Here is a 26,992-nt window from a genome sequence, read left to right as displayed (position 1 = left end):
TGACATCGGAGCCTAGATATGAAGCTTGCGACCTTGAAGGACTCCACCAGAGACGGCCGGCTTGTCGTCGTCTCGCGTGATCTGACCCGTTGTTCCGAGGTCGGTCACATCGCCCGCAGCCTGCAGGCGGCCCTCGACGATTGGGAGCATGTGGCACCCAGGCTCGCCCTGGTCGCGGAGGGTATCGAGACCGGTGCGCAGCCGACCATGCGATTTCACGAACATGATGCCGCATCGCCGCTGCCGCGCGCCTATCAATGGGCCGACGGCTCGGCCTACGTCAATCATGTGGAACTGGTGCGCAAGGCGCGCAATGCCGAAATGCCGGCAAGCTTCTGGGTCGATCCGCTGATGTATCAAGGCGGCTCGGACGGCTTTCTGGCGCCGCGCGATCCGATCCTTGCGGCCGATGAAGCCTATGGCATCGACATGGAGGGCGAGGTTGCCGTCGTCGTCGGTGACGTTCCCATGGGCGCCAGTCCGGACATGGCGCGGCAGGCCATCCGGCTGGTGATGCTCGTCAATGACGTGTCGCTGCGCGGCCTGATCCCGCAGGAGCTGGCAAAAGGCTTCGGCTTTTTCCAATCCAAGCCGGCATCGGCGTTCTCGCCGGTCGCCGTTACGCCGACTGAGCTTGGCGAGGCATGGGATGGCGGTAAGCTGCATCTGCCGCTGCTGGTTGCCGTGAACGGCAAGCCTTTCGGCAGGGCGAATGCCGGCGTCGACATGACATTCGATTTCGGCGCGCTGATTGCGCACGCGGCCAAGACCCGCAGCCTTGTGGCCGGCACGATCATCGGCTCGGGAACGGTATCCAACAAGCTTGACGGCGGGCCGGGCAAGCCGGTCGAGAATGGCGGCGATGGCTACTCCTGCATTGCCGAGCTCCGCATGATCGAGACGATCGAAACCGGATCGCCGAAGACACAGTTCCTGCGGTTCGGCGATCAGGTCCGCATCGAAATGCAGGACCGTACCGGGCACTCGATCTTCGGGGCGATCGAACAATCAGTCGAAAAATACCTGGGGGCCGAGCCGCGATGAGCGACGTCGTTCTCTACGATTACTGGCGCTCGTCCGCCAGCTACCGCGTCCGCATTGCGCTCAACATGCTCGGTATCGCTTATAGGCGCGTATCCATCAACCTGCTGGAAGGCGAACAGAATAGCGCCGATTATCTGGTGCTCAATCCGCAAGGCTTCGTGCCGGCGCTCATGATCGACGGAGAAATCCTGACGCAGTCGCTTTCCATCATCGAATATCTGGCCGAGCTTCGGCCCGAGAGCCGTTTGATGCCCCCGGATAGCGCCGGCCGCCAGCATGTGCGCGCACTTGCCTATGCGATCGCCATGGATATCCATCCCATTTGCAATACGTATGTTGCCGCCCATGTCATGACCATCACGGATAGAGCCGACGCCCGCGAGGAATGGATGAGGCATTTCATTGCCGCCGGCCTTCGCAAGCTCGAGATCATGTTGAGCAGGTTCGATGGTCGCTTCAGCTTTGGCGACACGCCGACCATGGCGGATATCTGCCTTGTGCCGCAGGTCTACAATGCCCGCCGCTGGGGCGTGGACCTGACCGATCTCAAGCGCATCGTCGAAATCGATGGCAGGTGCACGAATTTGCCGCCTTTTCAGGCGGCACATCCCGATCGCGCAAAGCCGTAGCGAATTACGTGTCCCCTGCGGCGATGGTCCCGGCATTCAGGCCGTTCGCGCCGTCCTTTAGATGCGGCACATACAATCAGTCTTCCTTAGCGAGTGCCCCTTTTGAATTTCCGGTTGCAGAAAGTCGACTCTTTTTTACATGATTGTCATCTGGCTTTTATAAGTGAGGAGAGGGAAGCAACCACGACGCAGGGGGTATAAAATGCGTAAACTTGTTCTCTCCATGATGTCTGCGACCGTATTGGCCGGTGCAGCACACGCAGCGACGGTCTATCCGTTGGACCGGGCGACGGTACTTGCCGGCTCGCCATTCGATTTCAAGGTGGAATTCAGCAAGGTCGTCAAGCCGGAAGACGTCAAGGTCACGGTCAACGAGGAAAGCTATGAGGCCGCTTTCGGCAAGGCCGCCGATTTTGTCGCGGAAGAAAAGGGTGCTGAAGACAAGGTTCTCGGATCGGCCCTGATCCTTCGCGGCGTCAAGCTTGCAAAGACCGGCCAGTATAAGGTCGAGGTGTCGGCCGGCGACGAGAAGAAGGCTGTCAACTGGGATGTCTACGGCACCTCGGCCACACCGAAGGCGAAGAACATCATCTTCCTGCTCGGCGACGGTCTCTCCGTCGCGCATCGCACGGGCGCCCGCATCATGTCCAAGGGCATGACCGAAGGCAAAGCCAATGGCCGTCTCGCCATGGACGACATTCCGCCCGTCGCCTTCATCGGCACGTCCTCGACGTCGGCCATCGCCACCGACAGCGCCAATACCATGTCGGCCTATATGACCGGCCACAAGTCCGCCGTGAACGCGCTCGGCGTCTATGCCGACCGCACGCCGGCCAGCCTGGACGACCCCAAGGTCGAAACGATCGGCGAGGCCCTTCGCCGCACCGGCAAGAAATCGCTCGGCATCGTGACCACGGCCGAGGTCGAGGACGCGACGCCGGCGGCGCTGGTTTCCCATACGCGCAAGCGCGCCGACAAGGCCGACATCGTCGGCATGATGTACGGCGTCAAGCCGGATGTCCTGCTCGGCGGCGGCTCGGCCTATTTCCTGGCAAAGAGCGTGCCGGGCTCGAAGCGCAAGGACGACAAGGACTATATCGCGCTCTTCAAGGACGCAGGCTATGCCGTTGCAACCGACAAGAACGAGCTGGCGACGGCGACGGGCTCCAACCAGGACAAGCTGCTCGGCCTCTTCCACACCGGCAACCTCGATGTCACGCTTGACCGCGAATTCCTCAAGAAGGGCACGGTCGACAAGTTCCCGAACCAGCCGGGCCTGGTCGACATGACCAAGGTCGCGCTCGACAAGCTGTCCAAGAATCCGGAAGGCTTCTTCCTGATGGTCGAAGGCGCATCCATCGACAAGATGAGCCATCCGCTCGACTGGGATCGCACCCTGGTCGAAACCATCGAGTTCGACAAGGCCGTTGCCGTTGCCCGCGAATTTCAGGCCAAGAACCCGGATACGCTGATCGTCGTCACCGGCGACCATACGCATGGCGTCTCGATCATCGGTACGGTAGACGACGACAAGCCGGGCACCGAAATGCGCGAGAAGGTCGGCACCTATGCGGCCGCCGGCTTCCCGAACTATGAGGATAAGGATGGCGACGGCTATCCGGACCGCGTCGACGTTTCGCGCCGCCTGTTCATGGCCGCCAATAACGGTCCGGATCACTACGAGACCTTCCGTCCGAAGCTCGACGGTCCTTTCGTTCCGGCGATCCAGAACGAGAAGAAGGAATATGTTGCCAATGAAGCCTACAAGGATGTGCCTGGCGCCGTCTTCGTGCAGGGCAATATTCCGAAGGACGAGGACAGCGGCGTCCATGCCGTCGACGACGTCGTGCTGCAGGCCGCCGGTCCGGGTGCCGAAGGCTTCCGGGGCTATATGGAACAGAGCGATGTCTACCACGTGCTGGTCGATGCCTTCGCTCTTGGCTCTGAAAAGATGTAAAATCTGTTCATATCCGTGAATTGGGACAGGCGGCTTCTGGTCGCCTGTCCCTCCATTTTTCATGAGGGTTCTCATGTCTCGGGATCAGACCGTCGTCATCAACCGCCGGACGTTGCTCACTGGCGCTGCCATGCTGCCGCTGATGGGTATTGTCACGCGCGCGAATGCTGCGGAAAAGCTCGGCTTCGGTGAGCTCTACAAGAGCTTCGGTCCGCTCGGTCTCGAATTTTCCGACAAGGTGACGCAGCTGAACGGCAAGGATGTCGCCATCAACGGCTTCATGGCGCCGCCCTTGAAGGCGGAGGCGGCTTTCTTCGTCCTCACCGAAATTCCGATGTCGCTTTGCCCGTTCTGCTCTTCCGATGCCGATTGGCCTGATAATATCGTGGTGGTCTATCTCTCGTCCAAGCAGACATTCGTGCAGTACAATGCGCCGATCATGGCACGCGGCGTCCTGGAATTCGGCTCGTGGACGGATCCGGAAACAGGTTTCATCAGCCAATTGCGTCTCCGGGACGCCTCGTTCAGGACTGTTTGATTCCTATGCTCGCCCTCGATGTCTCCAGTCTTGAAATGCAGTTTCCGGGTTTGGCCGCGCCTGTGCTCGCCATTGAGCGCTTCCATCTGCCGGCCGGCGGCAGGCTTGCGATCACCGGTGCATCCGGCTCCGGCAAAAGCACCTTCGTCAACGCCATCACCGGCCTGGAGAAGGTGACGCGCGGCAGCATTTCCTGGAGCGGCACCGAGATCACCCGGCTTTCCTCCGGCCGGCGCGATGCGTTTCGCGCGCGCAATATCGGTCTCGTAATGCAGGATTTCCATCTGTTTCCCGGTCTGTCCGCCTTCGAAAACGTCGTGCTTCCGGTCAAGCTGGCGCGGCGTCTCACGCCGGGCGAGCGGGCGCGCGCGCTTCATCTGCTGTCCGTGACCGGTATCGCCCGCCCGCAGCAGAAGATCGAAACCCTGTCGCGCGGTGAGATGCAGCGCGTTGCCGTTGCGCGCGCACTTTTATCGCGCCCGGGCGTCGTCGTCGCCGATGAGCCGACCGCCAGCCTCGACCGGCAGGCGGGCAAGGAGGTTGCGGAACTGCTGCTGCAGCTTTCAGCCGAAGAAGGAACGACGCTGGTCGTCGTGACGCATGACGCTGTTCTTGCCGAGCGTCTTGGCCGTCGCATCAACCTGGCGAGCGGCCGCATCGAGGAAGACAGCCAAGAGGTCGCCGCGCAATGATCGCTTTCATTCTTGCCGATCTGCGCCGTTTCTGGAGCGGAGCGCTCGCCGTCGTAGTCTTGATTGCCCTATCGGTCGCCTTGAGCGTGACCGTGACGCTGCAGGAGCGGGCCGTCCGGCTCGGCAGCGCCCGTGCCGCTGAGAAATTCGATCTGCTTGTGGGCGCCGCCGGCAGCGAGACCCAGCTGGCGCTTTCGGCCGTCTTCCTGCAGCCAGCGCCGCTGCCGCTGATGGAGGGCGCTGTCCTTTCCCGCCTTGCCGATGATCCGCGCGTCGCGCTGGCGGCACCCGTCGGCTTCGGTGATTCCGCCTACGGACATCCGATCGTCGGCACGACGAGCGGCTTCATTTCCTCTCTTTCGCCTTCCTTGTCGCAGGGCGCAATGTTCTCGCGCCTCGGCGAAGCGGTGGTCGGCTCCGATGTCGCCTTGTCGATAGGTGCGGAGATCAAGCCGATGCATGGCACGGCCGAAACCGGCGGCGAAACCCATACCGCGATTGCCTATAAGGTCACCGGCCGCATGGCGCCGACGGGCACTGCCTGGGATCGGGCTATCCTCGTGCCGATCCGCGCCGTCTGGCAATTGCACGGCATGCATGGCGAGGAGGACCATCACGATCATGATGATGACGCGGCCGATGCGCATGGCGCCGAGCCGCATGAACACGCCGCCGGCCACGAAGAAGGCCATGAGCATGGCCATGTCGATGCCGATGCGCCGCTGGACGAGCATTTCGACGCGCAGACGCCTGGCGTTCCGGCCGTGCTCGTCAAGCCGAAGACCATTGCCGATGCCTACCGCCTGCGGCAGGAATACCGCACTGGTACGACGCTCGGCGTCTTTCCGGCCGAGGTGCTGACCAGGCTCTACACAACGCTCGGCGATGCCCGCAGCCTTCTCTTGGCGATTGCGCTCGGCACGCAGGCGATCGTCATTGCCGCAATCGTGCTCGTCACCATCATGCATGTCGGCTCCAGGCGCCGGCAGATCGGCGCCTTGCGGGCGCTCGGCACGCCGATCCACTCGATCGTCGTGCTCGTCTGGGGCGAGCTCTTCATCCTCTTTGCCGCTGGCATCGCACTTGGCATTGCGCTCGGCTATATCGCGGCATTGGTGATCTCGGCAAGGCTTGCCGCCTCGACCGCCGTGCGTCTGCCCGTCGGCTTTTCCTTCGACGATCTATGGCTTATCGGCGGCTTTGCAGCCGTCGCGGCGATCATATCGATCGTGCCCGCATTCAGTGCCTTGCGCTCCAGCCCGGCGGCGGCGCTGGGCGCCTGACCTGGGCTTGGCCAAAATATTCCGGATGGATCCGGCCTGATATCGTCCGCAACGCCGGCGGTAAGCCGAAACCTAGTCTTCTGAAAAGCGACGATGTGTCGCCGCGCTTCTGGCCACGTGCTCGTAAATGCCGGTCATCAGGTCCAATGTGCTGGACGCTTCCTCCAAACGGCGCCCCATGTTCGGTACGCCTTGTACGGCTTTCACCAGAAGGGCCGAGCGCACCGCGGCGTATTCGTCTGTGATGTCTCGGCCCTTTTGGGTCACAGAATATGTGACTCCCGAACGGCCGCTGCCCTTTCTTTCCACCAGTCTCGCGCCGACCAGCTTTCTCAAGCTGTACTGCATGTTCGGGATGTCTTCCCGATTGGACAGGCGGGCAAGATCCTTGATGGATTTGGGTCTGTCATGCATGCGAATTATATGGAGCATGGCGTTCTCGGGGCCGCTCGCTGCCAGTCCGATGACCGAAGCCAGGCATTCGGTTTGCCAGCGACCGAACGCTTCGAACGCGCGCATGAGGGCGAATTCCAATTCGGTCAGGTCCACTTGTAGCGGCGTTTGCGCCAGGTGCCAGCTTCGATCTAAGCCACGCGGATGACTTTTCTGGTCTTCGGTTTCAGTGCTCATATGCTTCCTTTGCGGGATGTTGATGCGGCGCCAAGATAGTGAACGTTGACAAATTTGAAGTTTCAAATAGAATTTCTATTGTAAATTATATCAAAAAATAAAGGGAACGAAATGTCGGAGAACTCCATGTTCGCCGCAGGGCAATTTTTGCTTGGCACTTTCGCCAGCAATTGCTCCAGCGGCATGAGCGTCACCAAGGTCCCGGAACGCTGGGTCAATTCCTGGGACAATAATCTGAAACTGGCGCGCCAGCTCGATGAAGCGGGCATTGATTTCATGTTGCCGATCGCCCGATGGATCGGCTACGGCGGCGACACCAATTTCCACGGTAATGTGCTGGAAACGATGACGTGGGCAGCGGGTTTGCTCGCCAGCACGAACAAGATCAATGTCTTTGCCACCATTCACACGGCTGCGAACCATCCGGTCGTCGTTGCCAAGCAAATGGCGACGATCGATCAGATCAGCAAAGGCCGGATCGGCCTCAACATAGTGGCCGGTTGGAACCAGCCGGAATATAAAGCGCTGGGGCTTGATCTGCCCGCCAATCATGAAAGCCGCTATGCCTATGCGGAGGAATGGTTTGATGTCGTCAAAAGCCTATGGGAGCGAGATCAGTCCTTCGACTATGACGGACAGTTCTTTCATCTTAAGAATGTCCTTGGTGATCCCCGCCCTCGGTGTCATGCTCCTATCCTCAATGCCGCGGGTTCCGGCCAAGGCCGCGCCTTCGCCGTGCGGAATGCCGATTTTCTGTTTACGCCGGCCATAGATTTGGACCGTTCGACGACTGAAATTGCCGAATTGAAACAGCAAGGCAAAGCCGCCGGTCGCAATTTGGGCGTCCTTACCTTCGCCCATGTCGTCTGCCGACCGACAGAAGCGGAGGCACGAGACTATCTCCGGCATTTTGGAAAAGACAATGCGGACTGGGGGGCTGTCGACAATCTGGTGCGCCTGCAATTCGCGCACGCACAATCCTTCCCCCATGACTTGCTGGCCTTGATCCGGGATCGGATGGCTGCCGGACATGGCGGTTTCCCGCTCGTCGGGACGCCAGAGCAGGTCGCTGAGGGTATTCTTGCCCTTCACAAGGCTGGTTTTAGCGGAACGACTATTTCATTTGTCGATTATAATGCCGAGTTCCCGTATTTCCGTGACCGGGTGCTTCCTTTGTTGAAGCAGGCCGGCATTCGCAAGCCGGTTTCAACGCCGTGTACGGCGGCCTGAATTCGTCGAGGATCGAGGATCTAAGAGGAGGAGGCTGCACAGCAGCCTTCCGCTTCAAGCGGAGAAGCATGCTCACTGCAGACGCTGGCCGTTCGACGGATCGAACAGATGTGCCTTTGCCGGATCGATCCTGAGTTGGATCGGCTGGCCGGGTGACACCGAGGGGCGGTCCCTGACGGCTGCGACGATCGACTGAGCGCCGGCCTGCAATTGCAGATGCGTGTCCGAGCCCGTCGGCTCGATGATGACCACCTTGGCCGGAACGCCATCTGCTTCAATGGCGATATGTTCGGGGCGGATGCCGAGCTGGACGGATCGGCCGAGATGGCGGCGAGCGCTTTCCGGCAGCGGCCAGCGCAGATTTTCCGAAACTTGCAATTGCAGGGCTCCGTTTCGGTCGACGACGAGGCCGTCAATGAAGTTCATCGATGGCGATCCGATAAAGCCGGCGACGAAGCTGTTGACGGGTGCATCGTAGATTTCAAGCGGACAGCCGATCTGTTCGATGTGGCCGCCACGCATGACGACGATGCGGTCGGCCATGGTCATCGCTTCCATTTGGTCGTGTGTGACATAGACCATGGTGGTTCCGAGCCGCTGATGAAGTGTCTTGATTTCGGTGCGCATCTGCACACGAAGTTTAGCATCCAGATTAGAAAGCGGCTCGTCGAAGAGGAAGACCGCTGGATTGCGGACGATGGCACGCCCCATCGCTACGCGCTGGCGCTGGCCGCCGGACAATTGCCGGGGGTAACGATCGAGGAGGGCGGCGAGGTCGAGGATCGCGGCGGCATCGTTCACCTTCTCCTCGATCTCCTGCCGGCTGCGGCGCGCGAGCTTCAGCGAAAAGGCCATGTTGTCGCGCACGGTCATATGTGGATAGAGCGCGTAGGACTGGAACACCATGGCGATGTCGCGCTCATTGGGTTCGAGATCGTTGACGATGCGGTCGCCGATTTCGATCTCGCCGTCGCTGATGCTTTCCAGCCCGGCGATCATGCGCAGCAACGTGGATTTACCGCAGCCCGAGGGTCCCACAAGCACCACGAACTCGCCGTCTTGCGCTGCGACGGAGACGCCATGCAGCACTTCGAGTGCACCGTAGCGTTTGATGGCGTTGCGAATGGTCAGTTTTGCCATGGATCTCTCTCCCGAAAATGTCGGCCGACGCCTCAGCGCCCGCCCATGCCCGCATTGAGGGCGATGCTGTTGTAGATGAGCTTCTGCAGGATGATCGCGAGGACGATGCCTGGAAGCATGGAAAGGGTGGCGCCGGCCATCAGATAGTTCCACTGCGTGCCCTGCTGCGTCTGGAACATGGTGAGGCCGACGGGCAAAGTGGCATTGTCGGCCCCAGTCATGACGATCAGCGGCCAGAGGAAATTGTTCCACTGCCCCATGAAGGTGAAGAGCGACAGAAGTCCGATCGCCGGCATCGACAGCGGCACGATGATGCTGACGAGGATGCGCAGGCGCGAGGCGCCATCGATCCTTGCCGCTTCCTCAAGCTCCATGGGAATGGAGAGGAAGAACTGTCGCATCAGGAATGCGCCGAACGTGCCGAATGAGATCGGCAGGATCACGCCGGGGAAGGTGTTGACCAGGCCCAGCTTGTTGACGATCAGAAAAAGGGGAATGATGAGCATCAGCGGCGGCACCATCAGTGTGCCGATATAGCCGAGCAGCAGCGCTTCGCGCGCCCTGAACTTCAGGCGCGCAAAGGCGTAGCCGGACAGGCAGGAGACGACGACGGTGATCGCTGTTACGCAGATGGCGATGATGGCGCTGTTGAGGAAGAAGCGGCCGAAGGGGAGCCTGGTCCAGGCGGCGGCAAAATTGCCCCATTCGAAAACCTCCGGCAGGATGCGTACCGGGATTGCCGTCACCTCGGCGTTGGAGCGCACCGCGTTCGATACCATCCAGAAGAAGGGAAACAGGAAAGCGATCGCCACGAGCGCAAGTGCTACGTGATTGACCATATCGAGCACCAGCTTCCGGCGTGCTCTGGTTTTGGATTTAAGCGTCATAATGCACCCATTTGCGCTGGAACCAGAATTGCAGGGCTGTCAGCGCCATGATCAGCGCGAACATCACCCAGGCGATGGTCGAGGCATAGCCCATCTGGAAGTTCTGAAAGCCGCGTTGGTAGATGGCATAGCCGAGCGTAGCGGTCGACGATCCCGGCCCGCCCTTCGTCATGACGAAAATCTGGTCGAAGACCTGCAGCGACGTGATCGCCGTCATGACAGTGCCGAAGAATAGCGTCGGTGAGATCAGCGGCAGGCGGATTTTCCAGAAGCGATCCCAGGCCGTCGCACCATCGATCCGCGCAGCTTCGAGATAGGTTGCCGGCACCATGTCGAGAGCGGCGTTGAATAGGACCGTATTATAGCCGACGCCAGCCCACAGCGATGTCAGGACGACAGCCTGCATGGCGAGCGTGCGATCGTTGAGAACGCCTGCAAACGGCAGCGACAGCCCCGCCATCAGGCTGTCGAAAAGACCGCCGCTCGTAAAGATCAGCATCCAGACCATGGCGCCGGCGATGAGCGGGGTAAAGGTCGGAAGGAAGAAGATCACCCGGAACCAGCGCTGGCCGATCTTCAGGCTCGAAATCCAGGTCGCCAGCCCGAGCGAGATGACGATATTGAGCACCAGATATTCGACCGTGAAGAAAATGGTATTGCGCATGACCGTCCAGAATTGCGGGTCGGTCGTAAACAGGCGCACATAGTTGGATAGGCCGACGAAACGCGGCGTGCCGAGCAACTGCCAATTGGTGAAGCTGAGCGCGATCGAGGCAAGGATCGGTAGGACGAGGAACAGGATTATGCCGATCAGGCCCGGCAGTAGAAAGAACAAGGCCGTCCATCCCTCGCCCTTGAACCATTTGCGGGAGCGCGGCCTTGGTCTTGCGATCATGTCGGTATGTTTGCCCAGCATCATGGGCCTCTCCTTTCCGGCAAGAGGCACTACGGTCGGGTTGATAGGCCCGGCCGCAGGCAGGCCAGATACCCCCGGGGTTAGGGAAGCTGGCTCTGAATGTCGGCGAGCACGCCATCGGGTTTTGAATCTCCCGTCAGCGCAAGCGGCACATATTGCATCACCAGATTCTCGAACTGGTTCCATTTTTCGTTGATGCGGAATGGCGTCGTGTGGGCAAACATATATTGCAGCGTGTCGCGGGTGCCGCTGACATTCTTGGCCGCGCCGTCATACCAGGCGGTCTGCTGCGCAAGCCGCGCCGGTAGCGCCCGCCCGGCCGAGCCGAGGATTTCGGCGGCTTTGGGACCGGTCAGCACCTGCAACGCCTTGAAGGCGGCATCCTTGTGCTGGCTGCCGGCCGAAATGCCCCAGCCCGAGCCGGCGGTAATGAAGCGTGACGCGCCGCTTCCGCGCGGCAGCGGCGCGATGCCGATCTTGAACTTGACGTTGGCCTGCGCGGTAATCAGCGTCCACGGACCGTCGATATACATGGCGACATTGCCCGAGGCGAAGCGGCCGCTTGCCGCGGAGGCATCGGCTGCGGACGCAAAGACCGGCGAGAGTTTGTCCGTGGCGGTGAGATCGGCATATTTGCTGAAGGCATCGACAAAGCCGGCATTGGTGAGGTCGAACTCGTTATTGGAGTTGAAGTATTCCGCGCCCAGCGCGACCGGGCCGGCAATGAAATCGAAGGCTTGGGTGCCGTAGCCGTAGGTTCCGTCCTTCGTCAGCGCCTTGGCGTCGGCCTTGAAGTCGTCGAATGTCCAATCCTTGGCGGGCTCCTTCAATCCGGCGGCGGCGAACTTGTCGCGATTGTAGAAGACCATCCACGGGCCGACGTCGTATGGCAGCGCATAGAGCTTGCCGTCTTGGGAGAGCCCGGACATGATCGATGTCTCGAAATCCCCCACCTTCACGTCGCTCTTTTTCACGTAATCATCGAGCGGCGTCAGGATCGAATAGAAATTCGGCATGCGCATCGATTGCATCGAGACGATGTCGGCGACCTGTCCCGACGCCGCCAGAACCGGCATGCGTGTCCAATAGTCAGTCCAGCCCGAAAGCTGCAGCTTGACCTTGATGTCGGGATATTGCTTGTTAACGAGATCGGCCAGCTGCTGCCAGAGCTGCGCGTCGTTCGGTTCGCCCCACATCTGCCAGGTCAGGGTCACGGCGGCATCCTGCGCCTGAGCGCCGATACCGGTCAGCGAACTCGCCGCAAGGGCGGCGGCAAAGATCAATGAATATTTCATGATGGTTCCTCCTCCTGAATGACTTTGTTTGCAGTGACATTCGTCACGCTCCGGACGCTCCCCTCCGGCTTGGTCCTGCGGCTCGTTCAGACCGCGATCATGGCCTCCAGATCGGCGATCAGGCCGATCAGCTCGGTTCGCTGGCGCCGCCATGTGTCGGGATCCTGTCCCGGCTGCAGAATGGCGGTCATCCGCTGGTGGAAATCTGGCGGCAGCCGCTCGAGTTCGGCTGCCATGGGCAGGTTCCAGCCATCGCCCGGAAAATAGACCCGGTTGAAGGCGAAGACGATCTGCAGGATGGCATTGGCAAGCTTGCCCGTCAGCCCGACGAGAAAGACGAGGTCGCGGCGAACGACCTTGCTCTCATAGTGATAATCCCTGGCCCAGTAGTGCAGAATATCCATGTACTGGCTGAGGACCGAGGCCCTAAGCGCTTCCGGATAGTGCGCCAGCTGCTGCTTCCAGCCGGCCAGCAGGCCCCGCGGATCGGCGATGATCTGCTGATTGGCAAGGTCCGTCGGCAGGTGATAGCCCCAGATCGTCCATTCGAAGCTCTTCGGTACGACGATGCCGGAAAGCCACGAGTCCAGATCGCGCTGTACGCCGGCGTAACGGCGCATCCAAACGCCATCCATGCGGATGTCTTCGGCCTGCCAACTCTGCAGAGCGGCCTCGAAACGCCGCCACGCCGCGGTTTGTCGAACCTCCGGTCCGCGATAGGCATCGGCGTAGACCCGGAAATCGAAATCCGATTGCGCATCCGACCGGCCCTTGCCGCGCGATCCGGCGAGCGCGACGGCGCCATTGCCGTCTTCGGCCAGATCGGCAATCAAGGGGGTCATCGCGGCAATGAGTTCGGCTTCGCGGCTCATGATGGCACCGGGCGATTGGGCTTCGTTCTCTCTTTAATCCTTAAGGATCAGTTCGATGACCGGCGTGACGACGTCCGGCTTCAGAACCGGCAATTCCAGCGTCAGAATACCCTCGCCGACGGCAACGCCGATATTGGAATCGACCTCGGCATCCGGGTCGAGCCAATGCAGCTCGCTGGCATCATGCAGAAACTGCGCATACTTGACCTTGCGTCCCAGCCCCTCGATGTGGATGTGGCGGAATGGCCAGGTCTGGATATGAAGGTAGAGCCGGTTTCCCTTCTGAGTGAAGCGGCAACCGCTCGGCGCCTTGTGGGTGGACGGTCCGGCGCCGTAGATCGCCCGGCCGTTCAGCCGCAGCCATTCGCCATAGGTGTCGAGTGCCTTGATGGCGCGGGCGTCGAAGGTGCCGCGGCCGGTCGGGCCGACATTCATCAGAAGATTGCCGCCGAGCGACACCGTATCGACCAGCATGTTGATGAGCTGGCCGGCATCCTTCCAGCTCATCTCGTCGCGATAGTAGCCCCAGGAGCCGCTGAAGGTATGGCAGGCTTCCCAACGCACCGGCAATCCGGCAACGGTCGGAGCGACGCGCGGCGTGTATTGTTCCGGCGTAACCAGATCGGGCATATGGTCCGCATCGCGCGGCAGGTCGAGGCGGTCGCCGACGATGATGTCGGGCTGCAGCTGGCGTACCAGCTTGATGAGGTCTTCGCTTTCCCAATCGCCGCGGCCCTTGCCGGGCAGGCCCTTATACACGCGGCGGGGATAGCTGAAATCGAACCAGATCACGTCGATCTTGCCGAAATCGGTTAGAAGTTCTGTCACCTGGTCGCGCATATATTTCGCGTAGCGCTTGACGTCGCGGCCCTCGTTGAGCTTGGCGGCGTCGGGATGGTTGCGCTGCGGATGATGTCCGTCGATGGGGAAATCCGGATGATGCCAGTCGAGCAGCGAATAATAGAAGCCGACCTTGAGACCTTCGGCGTGAAGCGCTTCGACATAAGGCCTGATTAGGTCCTTGCCATAGGGCGTGTTGGTGACCTTGTAGTCGGTCACCCTGCTGTCCCACAGGCAGAAGCCTTCGTGATGCTTGGCGGTGAGAACGACATATTTCATGCCGGCCTGGCGGGCGCGACGTGCCCATTCGCGGGCGTCGTAGAGGTCGGGATCGAAGTTGTCGAAATACTTCTGATAGGCTTCGGTGGTGAATTCCTCACGGTTCTTCAGCCATTCGTGGCGCGCGCCCAGCGCATATAGTCCGAAGTGGATGAACATGCCAAAACGGTCGTGTCCAAACCATGTCTTGCCATCGGCCACATCACGGCCGCTACTGATCGCTGCGTCGCTCATATCATCCTCCCAGGTGACTTAGCTTAATCGAACCGGTTCGATTTAATCATTGATCGATACGCGCTGCCTGTCAAGCGCACTGTTGAAATCTCTTTCCGCATATTGCTTCATAGCCGACAAATGGTAGATTTGTGACAGCGATTCATTGAAGGACGTACTTTCAATCGGAAAGCAGAGGGCGATAGAAACGGTTCGAAAAATTCATGGCTACAATTCGCGACGTCGCCAAGCTCGCTGACGTATCTGTCTCGACCGTGTCGCTGGCGCTCAGCAACCCGGCGCGTGTCAGCCAGAAAACGCTGGAGAAAATTCGTCAGGCAATTGCCGCTGTCGGCTTCGTTGCCGACCCGCTTGCGCAAAGCCTGGCGCGCGGACGCAGCCGCATGATCGGCTTCGTCGTCGGCAATGTCGGCAACCCATTTTTCGGGGATATCCGGCGCGAGCTGGAAAATTATGCGCTCGATCATCAGCACTTCGTCGTCGTCACCGATTCCTCCGGCAAGACAGATCGCGAGAGGGCGCTGGTCGAGCATCTAATCGGCCTCAAGACCGCTGGCCTCGCGCTTGCGCCGTCAGGTTATGATCAGGATTATCTCGACTTCATTGCCGGGCTCAACGTGCCCGTCGTCTGCTTCGACCAGAAGGTTGTCGGCATCGAGCGCGATTTCGTCGGTTCCGACAATTATCTTGCCGGCGCAATGCTGACCGAACATCTCCTGCAGCTCGGCCACAGGCGCATCGCCGTCATTACCGGCCCGAGCCATATGCATACCGCGACGGAGCGATATCGCGGCTTTGCCGATACCATGGCCAATGCCGGCGTCGAGGTGAGCCCGAATTTCGTCGTCGATGGGCAGTTCACCCGCACCGCCGGCTACGAGGCGGCGATGCGGCTGCTGATCCAACCCGAGCGTCCCACGGCGATCCTCGGCGCCAACAACACGGTGGCGCTTTCGGCACTGCAGGCCATGCAGGAACTGGGCTTCCGCTGTCCCGAAGACATCTCGCTCGCCATGATCGACAACGTCCAATGGAGCTCGGTCATCACGCCGCGCATCACGATGGTGGTTCAGGATACGCACGCGCTCGGCGGCATCATTGCCAGGCGTCTCATGCACCGCATCACCAATCCGCAAGGCGCCGTCGAACCGCCGCAGGATTTTGTGCTGACGCCGAAATTCGTGCCGGGCAATTCCTGCCGCAGGATCTAAAGCCTGTCGCGTAAACTGCGCGGTTTTGCGATAAAATCATGCGCGAAATCAAGAATCCGAAGCACAGGGCGCGAAACTGAGAGATCGCGATGCGCTTTCGGGCGCCGGCGCGCACCACAAAACACGGCTGCACCAGCAACGTCATCCAGGCTTGAAGATCGCCTTGTATCATTTCAACCCTATCTTGTTCTGAGTGTTCACTGGCACGTTGGGAGGGGCACTTGGCATTTTTCGATGACAGCGAATTGAGCGAGCTCAAGATCGAAAGGATGATCTTCCATCTTGTCGGACCGAAAAACGGTCTGATCAAGCTGGAGGAGGTCGATCCTGGGGAATTCGAGAGCTTCTTCGTCGATCGCATCCGGTCGGTGAATGGCGGCTTGCCCTATGCTTTTTCCGATGCGTCTTCAACGCGCGAGCGTCTTGGCCGCATCGCCTCGAATGCCGGCGTTTTCCAGGAGGAAAGCGAAAAGCTGGCCGAGGATTTCCAGGCCTATCACGGCGGAACCGCGGCCGAAGGGGCGATCCTGCTGTTCGTCCTGAAGGCGAAGGCAATGCGATCGTTCGCCCTTCTGAAATATGATGACGAAACGGTCATCGCCTACGACCTGAAGGATGACGGCGGTGGCCGAAAAAAGGTCAGCCTCGAAGCGCTTCAGAAGACCTTCGTTCAGAACAAGGCGGCGCTGCAAAAGGCAGCCCTTATCAAACTGACCGAAAAGGGCGGCGAGCTGACGGTGCTCGACAGACGCAACCAGCAAAAGGTCGCGCAATATTTCGAGGCTTTTCTGGGCGCGCGGCAGACCCTGAGCGATGCCGAATTGACGAAGAAATTGGTCGATGTCACGCGCAAGGTGATCGGCGACAATCCGGACCTCGTCGACGGCGAAGTGGTGCGCGAACTCACCAAGCGGACTTACGACGCTGCGTCCGGAGGCGGTGAAATCGACAGCGAGGACCATCGCTCCTTTCTCGAGACCGTCATCGGGCACAAGCTTGCGGACGACAGCGTTCTGCTGAGCAAGTTCAATCGCAGCCTCACGACAGAGCGGATCTCCGGAGTGCCGATGACGCTCGTTCCCGATCAGGTGAAGGGACCGAAGACCCTCCATTTCAAGACCGAAAATGGCATCGAGATCCGCGTGCCGAATGAATTCCGCGCGCTGATCGAAAAGACCGAAGACGGCATGATCATCATCCACGACAAGCTGGCGGTTGAGACCGATGACCCCAACTGAGATCCTCGATCTTATTGCACGAACGCAGCCGACGAAGCCGGTCGAGGAGCATGCGGAACTGGTCATCGTCAGGGCAAAACTTGATGATGCAGCCCTTCGAACGGAATGGCTGGCATTGCGCGCCGATGTTCCAGCCTTTCTCGAGTCCGTCACGATCAGGCGCGACGGCACGGACATCGCCCTCGACGACGGCGACGTGCCGCCATCGAGCACGGTTTTTGCCATTACGCTCAACAAGGTCTCGCAGAGGGCCGTTCTTCGGCTCTTCCATGGAAAATCCCTGACCGGTCTTGCAAGAGCCTTGGATGGCAGCCTTGTTGTCTGCGTCGCCGAGCTGACCACGGATCAGGCATTCACATCCTACGGCGCCAGGTTCCAGCCTTGGACGGAGCAACCTCCCGCTCCATTCGATCGGGTGCCGGAACTTCCCAACCCAAGAAGCATATGCCATGACGCCAGCAATGCAGGGCTCGTGCCGGCAGACATACGGCCATGGCTGCTTCAGGATCACCCGCGACAGTCTTCGCAGACATTCGAAGCTTGGCGCTTACTGGCGGCTCCCAGGCTGATGGCGGCACTTTCCGATCAGGTCTACGGGGCAGCGCCGAACATCGTCTATCAGCTCTCCGGCCCGCCAAGCCGCAAGGTCGGTATTTCCCTTCCCGAACTGGTTGTCATGTTCCAGCGGCTCAATGATGGTGTGTTTTGGGTGTTTGCAGGCGGCGAACGCGACGCGGAGACCCGTCATGTCCTGCTGGCGGCGGAATGGGCGCGCAGCTATCGCCAGGGGAACCTCGCAGAATTCGGAGACGGCAGCCTCGAATCCGCGAAGGCCGCCTATGCGGCCTATGTCAAGGCCGGCAGCAAGGAGACGCTGAAGGCCCTTGCCGACTTGCGCAAGACGGTTGTGGACGAGGCGCAGAAGGCGACCCAGCGAGCCCAGGATATGACGGGCGCGTTGTGGAAGGATCTGGCTGTCGCCGCGACGCCCTTCGTGATCAAAATTCTCTCCGACGCCGCAAAGACACCCAATACATGGATCGCCGGGCTGTTCGCCATCGGCGCGGCGGTGTTTCTGATCCTGTCTTTTCGCGTCCAGACATTCATCAATGCCGGTTATTTTGCCGGTCAGGACCGCGCCCGCGCCATATGGGCCTTGCGATTGAACCAGGTGCTGAGCGCCGCCGAGATCGAGGAGTTCAGCGAAACGCCAATCCGCAACAGCGTGTCCGACTACGGTCGCGTCCGGAAGACCGTTCGCAATGTCTATGGCGCGCTCGTCGTCGTCCTCATCATCTTCGCCGGTTACCAGTTCTATACGGCGGCAACCGCGAAAGTTCCGCCGGCCAATAGCGGGGCAGCCGGCCAGCAGGGGTCGTCGCAAACCTCTCCGGTATCCAGGTCGCCGCAGCTGGGTTCCGCCGCTACCAATGGACCTGCGACCGTCATTCCCCAAAACGCGCCCCCGGCTCCCGGCACGCCGGCAACCAAGCCGCCATGACGCTTTATGAAATTTTTCTAACGCCGAAAAATGGCCATTGCGCTCGGTTGTGGAAGGATTATCGTGGATCCAATTTCAGGTAGTGATGGATCAAGACGGCAGCCAAGGGAGGGACGAATGGCGCCAGTCAGGACATTGGTCATGCGTCATGCTGAAAAGCCCGTTGATCCGGGAGATCCCAACCTGTCCGCCGCGGGGCGAGCGCGCGCGAAAGCATTGGCCGCCTGGTATCCTGAAACCTTCGGACCGCCGGATTTCATATTTGTCGCTGCTCCGTCAAACCACAGCGAAAGGCCTGTCCAGACCGTTCAGCCTTTGGCGGACGCATTGGGCATCGCGTTGCATACGTCATATGCCGACGAAGACTACAGCGCCTTGGCCGTTGCGCTGCTCTCCGAGCCCGAATTCGAAGGCAAGGCGATCCTGGTCTGCTGGCATCACCGCAATATTCCCGGACCGATGCGGGCGCTCGGCGCGCCTGAAGAAAGCTATCCCGAGCCATGGGCACCGGCCGTGTTCAATCTGGTTCTGGCTACAGATTTTCTCAGTGACGGACCGAAGGTCTCGCAGGTGTTCGAGCCATTCTAGTCCGATCTTGAATGGCCCCCCGCGGCCTTCCGCATTCCCGCATGAAAGACAAGCATCGCCTTCATCCAACGCAACGAGGGGATCGAGATGACTTTTGCCAATACAGGTAGCGCCGGCAGCCTTGCAGTGAAACTGTGGCGCGGCGAACGCATGTGCCTCATCGGGATGGATGTCACCGATCCCGAGGAGGATTTCGTAGGCTTCGCGATCGAGGTGAAGAGCCCGAGTTCGGCCGATTATGTTCCATTGAGGAACCGCTTGAATTTCGACTACAGCAGCGGCAGCAAGGGCGTGGACGGTTTCCGTAATTTCCTGTCGACCGAGGCTCCCTTCCAGAAGTTTCGCTGGATGCATTTTCCCTATGACCCGACGGACGGAACCTATCTCTATCGGGTGACGAAGATGCACGTGAATGCCGCCGGCGCCTTGCGCAGCGGCGATCAGGTTGCCGACCTGCCGATCTCGCTCGGCCGCATGACCTACAGCGATTATCTCGATATCGGCTTTACCCGCAACTTTGCTTCCTCGCAGGCCTATGCCGACAAGTTCGGCAACAATCCGGACGTCATCCCGAGCGATGCGGACCAAGGCCTGACCTTCACGAAACTGCCGGGCGATGTCTACCAGTGGCTCGGTTTCGAAGCCTATGACCTCATCTTCGGCCTCTTGGACGAGGTGGTGAACGATCCCGGTCTCACCATCGATGTCTTCGCCTATGATTTCAACGAGCGCGATATCGTCGGCAAGCTCGAAAGCTGCGGCAATCGTGTCCGCGCCATCATCGACAATTCGGGATCGCACAAACCTGCTGGTAGCGCGGAATCACAGGCAGCCGCCCGTCTTGCGGCCTCGGCTGGGTCGGGTGCCGTGAAGCGCATGCATTTCAAGACCCTGCAGCATAACAAGGTCTTCATCGTCCGGCGCGGCGGCCAGCCCCTCAAGGTGCTGTTCGGCTCGACCAACTTCAGCTATCGCGGCCTTTACATACAGGCCAACAATGCGCTCGTGTTCCATTCAAGCGATGCGGCGGGATTGTTCGGCCGTGCCTTCGATCTGGCCTTCCAGGGGCTGGATGCCTTCAAGCAGGACGGCCTCAGCAGCAAATGGAGCCTGGTGCAGGCGCCCGGCATACCGGCGACGCATTTCTGCTTCTCGCCGCACCAATCGAGTAATCTGTCGCTCAGCCCCGTGGGCGCGGCGATCGATCAGGCCTCGTCTTCGGTCTTCTATGCTATCGCCTTCCTCAATCAGATTCGCTCAGGCCCGGTGCGCCAGGCGGTCGATCGGCTGATGGGCAAGGATGTGTTCAGCTACGGCATTTCCGATAAGGAAGGAGGCCTAGAAATCCACAAGCCCGATGGCACGATCGGCCTGGTGGATTTCAGCTATCTTGCGAGCCACGCGCCGGAACCTTTCAAGACCGAGTGGAGCGGCGGCAGCGGCATTCATCAGCATGACAAGTTCGTCGTGACCGATTTCAACCTGCCGACGGCCAAGGTATTCACCGGATCCTCCAACCTGTCGCCCAGCGGCGAAACGGGCAATGGCGACAATCTCGTCATGATCGAAGACCAGCGGGTGGCGACATCCTATGCCCTCGAAGCGCTCCGGATATTCGATCATCTTCATTTCCGTTCGGCGATGCAGGGTGCGGGTGCCCCCAACAGCCTGACGCTCGCTCGGCCTCCAGCCGCCGGGCAGGACGCCTGGTTTCAGCGCTTCTACGCGACGGGTTCGCAGGCGGCAAAGGACCGTCTCCTGTTCTCGCACTGAGGAGGAGCGCGCCATGGCATGGAGATCTCCGCTGCTGGCAATGAGGCATGCCCATGAATGAGATCGATGCGATACCTCTTTCCGCCGAAAGCGAGGTCGTGGCGGCCTCCGATTTCCGGTGGGACGGCAACGGCTTCGAGGCGGGTATCGGTATCGCCGCGTCCGGCGGCGGATTTCGGGCCATGCTCTTTCATGTCGGCGCCTTCATCCGCTTGGCCGAGCTTGGGCTTCTGCAACAGGCAAAGCGCATTTCCAGCGTTTCCGGCGGTTCGATCACCACCGGCTGGCTCGCGAGCGTCTGGCCCGATCTCGTCAAGGCTGATTTTGCCAATATGAACGATGTCTTCGTCAGTCCGATGCTCGCTTTTGCCCGGGCAAGGATCGACATCATGGACGCGGTAATCGGGCTCCTGCCCGGAACGTCCGCCGTACGCCAGGTCGCGAAATCCTACGACAAGTATCTGTTTCAGGGTCGCAGCCTTCAGAATCTGCCCGAGCAGCCGCAGTTCATATTCTGCGCGACGAACCTGCAGACCGGCGTACTCTGGCGCTTTGGCAAGGCCTATGCCGGTGACTACATCGTCGGGCGGATCGACCGTCCGGATTTTCCGTTGGCGCAGGCGGTGGCCGCCTCTTCGGCCTTTCCTCCCATTCTGTCGCCGCTGGTGCTCAAGTTTTCGGACGGCAGCTTTCAGGATTGGCCGACGGCGCCGTCCAAACCGATCCCGGCAATCCGCGATTTTCGCAAGGCTGTCATTCTCACCGACGGAGGCGTCTACGACAATCATGGGATCGAGCCGCTGGTAAAGCGCTTCGCAACTCTTTTCGTCAGCGATGGCGGCGCGCCCTTTGCTCGAAATTCCGGCCTTTGCCGCAATTGGGTCAGTCAGCTGCGCCGGATTCTGGATGTCACCGACAACCAGGTAAGAGCGCTGCGCCGCCGCGATCTCATCGGCCGCTTCAAGGCGGCCGGGGCACTGAGCGATGAAGCATCGCTGGTCGTCGCCCAAGGATACGGCCGTTTCGGCTCCTATTGGGGTATCGACACCGACCCCTCCAAACTCGCGCCGGAAGGGGCACTGCCATGCTCACCGAAGAAGGTTGCGGCTCTCTCCAGCGCACCGACCCGGCTGAGCGCTCTCGGCGACGACGTATCGGAGAAGCTGGTGAATTGGGGATATGCGATCTGCGATCGAAGCGTTCGCGCAAACTATCATGGGTCACTGCGACAGATGGCTCCGGCCTGGCCCTTCCCGAAAAGACCATTGGCATGACGGGTGATCGGCATTCGAGCAAGCCCAGGAAGAGCTGAACTGCTCAAGGGTCGTGTGCGGAAGGTCGAGCCTGAAACCACTGTCTTTGCATCGATCGTCACGGCGCAAAGCGGGAAATTGCCCGACCGCACTTGACCACTCCGCACGGCGCGCCAGATAGCGCCCATTATTCATGCTCCGTGCAGGAGCGATCCACAGGCTCCCTCGATATTTTATAACCTCCCGAAGATCCTGAGTGCGCAATTCCTCGGATTGCGGTATCCGACACCACGGCATCGCTACGCATCAATTTCGAAGTTCAATTACGATAATGATCATCATCCCCGGTCCGCACTCGATCCCCTGTCCCGCCTCCAGCGACGTCCCGTCGCGCTCAGGGAGCGAGAGACTCGGTAAACCATTTTATAGAGATCGCGTGGTATCCTGCGCTGACTTAGACTATGGCCGGTGCGTACCATTGATGGGGCTCCTCGGGCAGATTGGGGATAGCCATGGGAATTGAAATGCATTTGCCTTCGCTGGTACGCGTCCTGGGGCAGGTGGCCATCATCGTCTACGCCTATTCCTGGGTCATCCGGATCGTCGATCGCGGCGTTTTGAAATCGGTTGCGGTCGGATTGCTGTTCGGCGTGGTCGGCATCCTGTCGATGGCTGATCCGATCCAGTGGATGCCGGGCGTCATCCAGGACGGCCGCTCGATCCTGCTCGTCCTGACGCCGGTCTATGGCGGCCCCCTGGGGACCATTGTCGCGGCTGTTATGATGGGCCTGTTCCGTTTCTTGGTCGGCGGCATGGGTGCCGTCGGCGGCGTTGCCGGGATCCTGATCGTCGCGCTTGCGGGCTATGTCCTCAGCCTCCTGCCGCGGCAGTGGATCGGCACGGGGTGGAGGCGATCGGCGCTGTTCGGTCTGGCGACCTGCACATCGCTCGTGGTTCTCGTCTTTCTGCCGTGGGCGGTCGCGCGCGAGCTTCTCCTCTCGGCAACGCTTCCGGTCACGATCGTCAATATAGTCGGTGTCTTTCTTCTCTCGGACCTGCTGGAGCGGGAGCAATATCGCATCGGCATCCAGCGCGCGCTCGAGAGCGAGGCAAGCCTCGATCCGCTGACGAAGCTGCCCAATCGCCGTGTCCTGCAGCGGGAAGGCGACCGTTGCAGCAAGGAGGCCGGCATCAGGCGCGTCCCGTTTTCGATCATCATGCTCGATATCGATCACTTCAAGAAGATCAACGACAGCTGGGGTCATTCCTTCGGCGATACGGTCCTGGCGCGGGTCGCGGACGTGATCCGGCAGACTGTCCGAAGGACCGACATTGCTGCGCGCTATGGCGGCGAAGAGATCGTCGTTCTGCTGCCGAACACCGATGTTAAGGCCGCCACCGCCGTTGCGGAGAAAATCCGCAAGGATATCGAGGCGACAATCCTGATGTTCGAGCAGGAGAGCATCCGCGTCACGGTCAGCATCGGTATTGCCTGCTCCCACGAGCCGACGGCCGACTTCAAGCATGTGCTGGAGGCTGCAGACAAGGCGCTTTATCGCGCCAAGGCCGGCGGGCGAAATCGCGTGGAATTGGCCGAGGCCGCTTAGCCAGCTATATGGATGCGGGCTGTGGGATTGCGCTCACTTACTTTATCGCATCCATGCGTCCTTGACGGGAAGGGGCCATCCAGCATAACTGGACGCGACGGTTCCCCAAGGAAGACTCCGAGGGGATTAATAGGGAACACGGTGAGGACGACCCAAAAGGGACCTAGACCGTGGCTGCCCCCGCAACTGTAAGCGGATTGCCGATCATCCCGGAGTGACCAACCTGCTGGTTCCCTCCGAGGGCATTGAGCCATGCCACTGCAAGCATGCTTGCGGGAAGGCAGATGATCGTCAGATATCCGCGAGCCAGGAGACCTGCCGTCGATCACGATCCAATCAGCCGGGCGGGGATGCCCGGAAGGGACAGAGAGAATGATTGACCTGAGCCTTCGACACTTTCAGACATCTATCGGTCTTGATTGGGATCCTCGCAACCGGCGGCGGTCTTTTTGAGCGCGATCGCGCTGATACCGCCCAGTTTCCCTCCTATCGAGATCGTTCATGCGCCATTTTTTGACGACCATTACATTTGCACTCGGCCTGAGCGGGTTTGCCGCTTCCGGTTTTGCCGCGACACAATATCCCCTCACCATCGATAATTGTGGCCAGAAGGTCACCTTCCAGAAGGCCCCGGCCAGGATCGTCTCGATCGGGCAGGGCATGACCGAGATCCTCTTCTCGCTCGGCCTTGCCGACAAGATCGCCGGAACGGCCGTCTGGGTCGGCCCTGTTCTGCCGCAATATGCCGAAGCCAACGGCAAGATCCCGCGGCTTGCCGATAATGATCCGAGCTTTGAGTCGGTCGTCGGCAAGGAGCCGGATCTGGTCATGGCCGAATTCGAGTGGCATTTCGGTCCGCAGGGCTCCGTCGGCAAGCGCGAGCAGTTTTCCGAACTGAGCATCAATACCTATATCGCGCCGACCGATTGCGTCGCCAAGGTCAATGCCGATGGCGGCGACGGCGTGCGCAAGGAACTGTTCACGATGGACCTGATCTATCAGGAGATCGATGAACTCGCGGACATCTTCGACGTTAAGGATCGCGGCGATGCCTTGATCGCAGACCTGAAGAAGCGCGAAGTGGATGCGGTCGCCTCGATTTCAGGCGCAGGGACCAAGGATCTTCCCATCGTGTTCTGGTTCTCCAGCAAGGAAGTCAATGGCGACGCCTTCATCGCGGGCAAGAACAGCGCGCCGGCCTATATCCTGAAGACGCTCGGCGCCAGGAATGTCGTGACGACCGAGGAAGAATGGCCGCTGGTCGGATGGGAGACGATTATGCAGGCCAATCCGGCCGTGATCGTCATCGCCACCATGGATCGCCGCCGCTATGCCGCCGACGATCCGAAGGTCAAGGTCGATTTCCTCGAGAAGGATCCGGTCACCAGCCAGCTCGATGCCGTCAAGAACAAGCATTTCGTTCTGATGGATGCCCAGTCGATGAACCCGACCGTTCGGACCATCGACGGCATCGAAATCCTGGCCAAGGGCATTAAGTCCTTCGGCCTGGCGCGGTGAAGATGCGTCTTGCTGCAGAACGACGGCCATGGTGGATGCTGCCGGCGCTTGCCCTGGCTGCCATCGTGATTCTGGCCTTCATGATCAGCCTTGCGGTGTCGATCGGCGAGATTTCCATCCCGTTGTCGACAACCGCAAAGGCGGTATCGAACCGGCTGTTCGGAACGAGCTTCGAACTGAGCCGGATTCACCAGGGCATCGTCTGGGACTATCGCCTGAGCCGGGCGCTCGTCGCCGCCAGCGCTGGCGCCTCCCTGGCATTGAGCGGCGTGATCCTGCAGGCCCTGTTGCGCAATCCGCTTGCCGAACCCTATGTGCTCGGCATTTCGGCGGGTGCCTCGACCGGTGCGGTCTGTATCATGATCCTCGGGCTCGGCTACGGCGTTCTCGGGCTTTCCGGCGGAGCGTTCCTGGGTGCGATCGTTGCTTTCCTGTTCGTCGGCCTGCTCGCGACGGGTGTCGGCGGCACGAGCGAGCGGATCATCCTGTGCGGTGTTGCCGGCTCGCAGCTTTTCAACGCGCTGACCTCCTATATCGTCACCACGTCGGCCAATGCCGAGCAGGCGAGGGGCGTGATGTTCTGGCTGCTCGGTTCGCTGAGCGGCGTGCGCTGGCCGGACGTCTATCTTTCGGGGCCGGTCGCCATTCTCGGCTTTGCCGTCTGCATGGCGCATGTCCGCGTGCTCGATGCCTTCATCTTCGGCACGGATGCGGCCGCCTCTTTGGGGATCGCGGTGCGACGCGCGCAGATCGTCCTGCTTGGCGTTACGGCCTTCATGACGGCCGCCGTCGTCAGCATCGTCGGCTCGATCGGCTTCGTCGGGCTCGTCATCCCGCATGCCGCCCGTTTCGTCGTAGGGCCAAGCCATGACCGGCTGCTGCCGGCGGCAGCCCTTGCCGGCGCCATTTTCATGGTCGGCGCCGATATCATCTCCAGGGTCATCATTCCCCAGCAGATCCTGCCGATCGGCGTGGTCACCGCCCTGTTCGGGGCTCCCGCCTTCGCCATCATTCTCTATCGCGCCCGGAGGACGGCATGAGCATCGCTGTGGACACGGTGACCTTCGCGGCCGGCAATACCTTGATCGTCAACGGCATCAGCCTGGCGGTGGAAAAGGGCAAGGTTCTCGGCCTTCTCGGGCCGAACGGCTCGGGCAAATCCAGTCTCCTGCGGCTGATCTGCCGGTTGAGGAAGGTCAAGAGCGGGGTCATCCGGCTCGGCGGTAGCGATATCGCCTCGATTTCGCGCGGCGACATCGCCCGCCGTATCGCGCTCGTCGAACAGCAGGCGACGACCGATACCCAGGTCACCGTGATGGACGTCGTTCGCCTCGGCCGTACGCCGCATCGGGGGCCCCTGTCATCCTGGAGCGCTCACGACGATGCGGCGGTTTCCGATGCGCTCGTCCGCGTCGGCATGCAAGGCCGCGCCGGGCAACTATGGCAGACACTCTCCGGCGGCGAACGTCAGCGTGTCCATATCGCGAGAGCCCTTGCGCAGACCCCGAGCGAACTGCTGCTCGACGAGCCCACAAATCACCTTGATATCCAGCATCAGCTCGACATTCTCGGCCTCGTCTCCAGGCTTGATGTGACGTCGATCGTCGCGCTGCATGATCTCAATCTGGCGGCCATGTTCTGCGACAGTCTGGCGGTACTCCAAAATGGCGAGGTCGTCGCAGCCGGTGCACCGGATGAGGTGCTGACGCCGGAATTGATCGAACGGGTTTTCGGCGTGCGCGCGCATGTCCAGAAATCCCTGGTCCATGGCCGCTGCAACATCCAATATATGACGGGTTGACCTCGTTTAAGCGGAACCATTGATCTTTCGCTCGCG

General features: G+C 60.5%; 24 protein-coding genes and 1 riboswitch. Of the genes, 17 read left to right on the top strand and 7 right to left on the bottom strand.

The genetic code is table 11. From position 1 onward, the window contains the following. The first annotated feature begins 18 nt into the window (after positions 1 to 18). The 6 genes from HGP16_RS06725 to HGP16_RS06700 all read left to right on the top strand — a co-directional run bounded on the left by HGP16_RS06725 (position 19) and on the right by HGP16_RS06700 (position 6,143). A complete protein-coding gene (locus HGP16_RS06725; RefSeq protein ID WP_168839241.1) occupies positions 19 to 1,044 on the top strand; it encodes a fumarylacetoacetate hydrolase family protein in 1,026 nt (341 codons plus the stop codon). Beyond that, positions 1,041 to 1,673: a maleylacetoacetate isomerase gene (maiA, locus tag HGP16_RS06720; protein ID WP_168839240.1), complete on the top strand. Its 633-nt coding sequence runs from the start codon at positions 1,041 to 1,043 to the stop codon at positions 1,671 to 1,673. The genes HGP16_RS06725 and maiA overlap by 4 nt, the downstream gene beginning before the upstream one ends. Before the next feature lie 202 nt (positions 1,674 to 1,875). Further along, complete coding sequence (locus HGP16_RS06715) at positions 1,876 to 3,630, top strand: alkaline phosphatase (protein ID WP_168839239.1); 1,755 nt, start codon at positions 1,876 to 1,878, stop codon at positions 3,628 to 3,630. Positions 3,631 to 3,703: 73 nt separating this feature from the next. Continuing rightward, a complete protein-coding gene (locus HGP16_RS06710; RefSeq protein ID WP_168839238.1) occupies positions 3,704 to 4,168 on the top strand; it encodes a hypothetical protein in 465 nt (154 codons plus the stop codon). Between the two features lie 5 nt (positions 4,169 to 4,173). Next, entirely contained in the window at positions 4,174 to 4,860 is a 687-nt protein-coding gene (locus tag HGP16_RS06705) for an ABC transporter ATP-binding protein (protein ID WP_168839237.1), read from the top strand. Continuing rightward, positions 4,857 to 6,143 (top strand): ABC transporter permease, encoded by a 1,287-nt coding sequence (locus tag HGP16_RS06700; RefSeq protein ID WP_168839236.1) that lies wholly within the window; start codon positions 4,857 to 4,859, stop codon positions 6,141 to 6,143. The genes HGP16_RS06705 and HGP16_RS06700 overlap by 4 nt, the downstream gene beginning before the upstream one ends. Before the next feature lie 72 nt (positions 6,144 to 6,215). Here the strand turns inward: HGP16_RS06700 and HGP16_RS06695 are convergent, their stop codons facing one another. After that, positions 6,216 to 6,773 carry a winged helix DNA-binding protein gene (locus HGP16_RS06695; RefSeq protein ID WP_168839235.1) on the bottom strand — a complete coding sequence of 186 codons (558 nt, stop codon included), beginning with the start codon at positions 6,771 to 6,773 and terminating at the stop codon, positions 6,216 to 6,218. A gap of 126 nt (positions 6,774 to 6,899) precedes the next feature. Here HGP16_RS06695 and HGP16_RS06690 point away from each other — a divergent pair, with 126 nt between their 5' ends. Then, positions 6,900 to 8,003 carry an LLM class flavin-dependent oxidoreductase gene (locus HGP16_RS06690; protein WP_246705499.1) on the top strand — a complete coding sequence of 368 codons (1,104 nt, stop codon included), beginning with the start codon at positions 6,900 to 6,902 and terminating at the stop codon, positions 8,001 to 8,003. Between the two features lie 72 nt (positions 8,004 to 8,075). Here HGP16_RS06690 and HGP16_RS06685 read toward each other — a convergent pair whose 3' ends face one another. The 6 genes from HGP16_RS06685 to HGP16_RS06660 all read right to left on the bottom strand — a co-directional run bounded on the left by HGP16_RS06685 (position 8,076) and on the right by HGP16_RS06660 (position 14,466). Next, on the bottom strand, positions 8,076 to 9,143 hold the full coding sequence (locus tag HGP16_RS06685; protein ID WP_168839233.1) for an ABC transporter ATP-binding protein: 1,068 nt from the start codon (positions 9,141 to 9,143) through the stop codon (positions 8,076 to 8,078). Positions 9,144 to 9,175: 32 nt separating this feature from the next. Then, complete coding sequence (locus tag HGP16_RS06680) at positions 9,176 to 10,030, bottom strand: carbohydrate ABC transporter permease (protein WP_168839232.1); 855 nt, start codon at positions 10,028 to 10,030, stop codon at positions 9,176 to 9,178. Further along, positions 10,020 to 10,946, bottom strand: coding sequence for a carbohydrate ABC transporter permease (locus tag HGP16_RS06675; RefSeq protein WP_168839639.1), 927 nt, complete (start codon positions 10,944 to 10,946; stop codon positions 10,020 to 10,022). Before HGP16_RS06675 ends, HGP16_RS06680 begins: the two co-directional genes overlap by 11 nt. Before the next feature lie 80 nt (positions 10,947 to 11,026). Next, entirely contained in the window at positions 11,027 to 12,241 is a 1,215-nt protein-coding gene (locus HGP16_RS06670) for an ABC transporter substrate-binding protein (RefSeq protein WP_168839231.1), read from the bottom strand. An 86-nt stretch (positions 12,242 to 12,327) separates the two neighbouring features. Continuing rightward, entirely contained in the window at positions 12,328 to 13,113 is a 786-nt protein-coding gene (locus tag HGP16_RS06665) for a DUF4037 domain-containing protein (RefSeq protein ID WP_168839230.1), read from the bottom strand. A 33-nt stretch (positions 13,114 to 13,146) separates the two neighbouring features. Further along, positions 13,147 to 14,466, bottom strand: coding sequence for an alpha-L-fucosidase (locus tag HGP16_RS06660; protein ID WP_168839229.1), 1,320 nt, complete (start codon positions 14,464 to 14,466; stop codon positions 13,147 to 13,149). A 203-nt stretch (positions 14,467 to 14,669) separates the two neighbouring features. On the opposite strand from HGP16_RS06660, the gene HGP16_RS06655 reads away from it, so the two are divergent. The 10 genes from HGP16_RS06655 (at position 14,670) to HGP16_RS06610 (ending at position 26,956) form a co-directional block, all read left to right on the top strand. Next, complete coding sequence (locus HGP16_RS06655) at positions 14,670 to 15,677, top strand: LacI family DNA-binding transcriptional regulator (RefSeq protein ID WP_168839228.1); 1,008 nt, start codon at positions 14,670 to 14,672, stop codon at positions 15,675 to 15,677. A 221-nt stretch (positions 15,678 to 15,898) separates the two neighbouring features. Next, positions 15,899 to 16,915 (top strand): nucleoid-associated protein, encoded by a 1,017-nt coding sequence (locus HGP16_RS06650; protein WP_168839227.1) that lies wholly within the window; start codon positions 15,899 to 15,901, stop codon positions 16,913 to 16,915. Next, complete coding sequence (locus HGP16_RS06645) at positions 16,902 to 18,416, top strand: hypothetical protein (protein WP_168839226.1); 1,515 nt, start codon at positions 16,902 to 16,904, stop codon at positions 18,414 to 18,416. The genes HGP16_RS06650 and HGP16_RS06645 overlap by 14 nt, the downstream gene beginning before the upstream one ends. Positions 18,417 to 18,533: 117 nt before the next feature. Further along, positions 18,534 to 19,004, top strand: a complete 471-nt coding sequence (locus HGP16_RS06640) for a histidine phosphatase family protein (protein ID WP_168839225.1) — start codon at positions 18,534 to 18,536, stop codon at positions 19,002 to 19,004. An 87-nt stretch (positions 19,005 to 19,091) separates the two neighbouring features. After that, entirely contained in the window at positions 19,092 to 20,777 is a 1,686-nt protein-coding gene (locus HGP16_RS06635; protein ID WP_168839224.1) for a phospholipase D-like domain-containing protein, read from the top strand. Positions 20,778 to 20,830: 53 nt separating this feature from the next. Beyond that, complete coding sequence (locus tag HGP16_RS06630) at positions 20,831 to 22,051, top strand: patatin-like phospholipase family protein (RefSeq protein ID WP_168839223.1); 1,221 nt, start codon at positions 20,831 to 20,833, stop codon at positions 22,049 to 22,051. 491 nt (positions 22,052 to 22,542) lie between these two features. Further along, on the top strand, positions 22,543 to 23,637 hold the full coding sequence (locus HGP16_RS06625; protein ID WP_168839222.1) for a GGDEF domain-containing protein: 1,095 nt from the start codon (positions 22,543 to 22,545) through the stop codon (positions 23,635 to 23,637). An 81-nt stretch (positions 23,638 to 23,718) separates the two neighbouring features. Next, a riboswitch (cobalamin riboswitch) is annotated at positions 23,719 to 23,975 on the top strand. A 163-nt stretch (positions 23,976 to 24,138) separates the two neighbouring features. Further along, the gene (locus tag HGP16_RS06620) at positions 24,139 to 25,155 is read left to right on the top strand and encodes an ABC transporter substrate-binding protein (RefSeq protein ID WP_168839221.1); all 1,017 of its coding nucleotides are present in this window, start codon (positions 24,139 to 24,141) and stop codon (positions 25,153 to 25,155) included. Between the two features lie 2 nt (positions 25,156 to 25,157). Continuing rightward, a complete protein-coding gene (locus HGP16_RS06615) occupies positions 25,158 to 26,195 on the top strand; it encodes a FecCD family ABC transporter permease (RefSeq protein ID WP_168839220.1) in 1,038 nt (345 codons plus the stop codon). Further along, complete coding sequence (locus tag HGP16_RS06610) at positions 26,192 to 26,956, top strand: ABC transporter ATP-binding protein (protein WP_168839219.1); 765 nt, start codon at positions 26,192 to 26,194, stop codon at positions 26,954 to 26,956. The genes HGP16_RS06615 and HGP16_RS06610 overlap by 4 nt, the downstream gene beginning before the upstream one ends. Positions 26,957 to 26,992 lie beyond the last annotated feature (36 nt).

The organism is Rhizobium sp. P40RR-XXII (assembly GCF_012641405.1).
In the GTDB taxonomy this organism is placed as follows: domain Bacteria; phylum Pseudomonadota; class Alphaproteobacteria; order Rhizobiales; family Rhizobiaceae; genus Rhizobium.
Note: the sequence above shows the minus strand (reverse complement) of the source record. Positions and strands in the feature narration are given on the sequence as shown.

Coding starts and splice junctions, on each gene's coding strand:
- HGP16_RS06725 (WP_168839241.1), top strand. CDS start 19: ATGAAGCTTGCGACCTTGAAGGACTCCACCAGAGACGGCCGGCTTGTC.
- maiA (WP_168839240.1), top strand. CDS start 1,041: ATGAGCGACGTCGTTCTCTACGATTACTGGCGCTCGTCCGCCAGCTAC.
- HGP16_RS06715 (WP_168839239.1), top strand. CDS start 1,876: ATGCGTAAACTTGTTCTCTCCATGATGTCTGCGACCGTATTGGCCGGT.
- HGP16_RS06710 (WP_168839238.1), top strand. CDS start 3,704: ATGTCTCGGGATCAGACCGTCGTCATCAACCGCCGGACGTTGCTCACT.
- HGP16_RS06705 (WP_168839237.1), top strand. CDS start 4,174: ATGCTCGCCCTCGATGTCTCCAGTCTTGAAATGCAGTTTCCGGGTTTG.
- HGP16_RS06700 (WP_168839236.1), top strand. CDS start 4,857: ATGATCGCTTTCATTCTTGCCGATCTGCGCCGTTTCTGGAGCGGAGCG.
- HGP16_RS06695 (WP_168839235.1), bottom strand. CDS start 6,773: ATGAGCACTGAAACCGAAGACCAGAAAAGTCATCCGCGTGGCTTAGAT.
- HGP16_RS06690 (WP_246705499.1), top strand. CDS start 6,900: ATGTTCGCCGCAGGGCAATTTTTGCTTGGCACTTTCGCCAGCAATTGC.
- HGP16_RS06685 (WP_168839233.1), bottom strand. CDS start 9,143: ATGGCAAAACTGACCATTCGCAACGCCATCAAACGCTACGGTGCACTC.
- HGP16_RS06680 (WP_168839232.1), bottom strand. CDS start 10,030: ATGACGCTTAAATCCAAAACCAGAGCACGCCGGAAGCTGGTGCTCGAT.
- HGP16_RS06675 (WP_168839639.1), bottom strand. CDS start 10,946: ATGCTGGGCAAACATACCGACATGATCGCAAGACCAAGGCCGCGCTCC.
- HGP16_RS06670 (WP_168839231.1), bottom strand. CDS start 12,241: ATGAAATATTCATTGATCTTTGCCGCCGCCCTTGCGGCGAGTTCGCTG.
- HGP16_RS06665 (WP_168839230.1), bottom strand. CDS start 13,113: ATGAGCCGCGAAGCCGAACTCATTGCCGCGATGACCCCCTTGATTGCC.
- HGP16_RS06660 (WP_168839229.1), bottom strand. CDS start 14,466: ATGAGCGACGCAGCGATCAGTAGCGGCCGTGATGTGGCCGATGGCAAG.
- HGP16_RS06655 (WP_168839228.1), top strand. CDS start 14,670: ATGGCTACAATTCGCGACGTCGCCAAGCTCGCTGACGTATCTGTCTCG.
- HGP16_RS06645 (WP_168839226.1), top strand. CDS start 16,902: ATGACCCCAACTGAGATCCTCGATCTTATTGCACGAACGCAGCCGACG.
- HGP16_RS06640 (WP_168839225.1), top strand. CDS start 18,534: ATGGCGCCAGTCAGGACATTGGTCATGCGTCATGCTGAAAAGCCCGTT.
- HGP16_RS06635 (WP_168839224.1), top strand. CDS start 19,092: ATGACTTTTGCCAATACAGGTAGCGCCGGCAGCCTTGCAGTGAAACTG.
- HGP16_RS06630 (WP_168839223.1), top strand. CDS start 20,831: ATGAATGAGATCGATGCGATACCTCTTTCCGCCGAAAGCGAGGTCGTG.
- HGP16_RS06625 (WP_168839222.1), top strand. CDS start 22,543: ATGGGAATTGAAATGCATTTGCCTTCGCTGGTACGCGTCCTGGGGCAG.
- HGP16_RS06620 (WP_168839221.1), top strand. CDS start 24,139: ATGCGCCATTTTTTGACGACCATTACATTTGCACTCGGCCTGAGCGGG.
- HGP16_RS06615 (WP_168839220.1), top strand. CDS start 25,158: ATGCGTCTTGCTGCAGAACGACGGCCATGGTGGATGCTGCCGGCGCTT.
- HGP16_RS06610 (WP_168839219.1), top strand. CDS start 26,192: ATGAGCATCGCTGTGGACACGGTGACCTTCGCGGCCGGCAATACCTTG.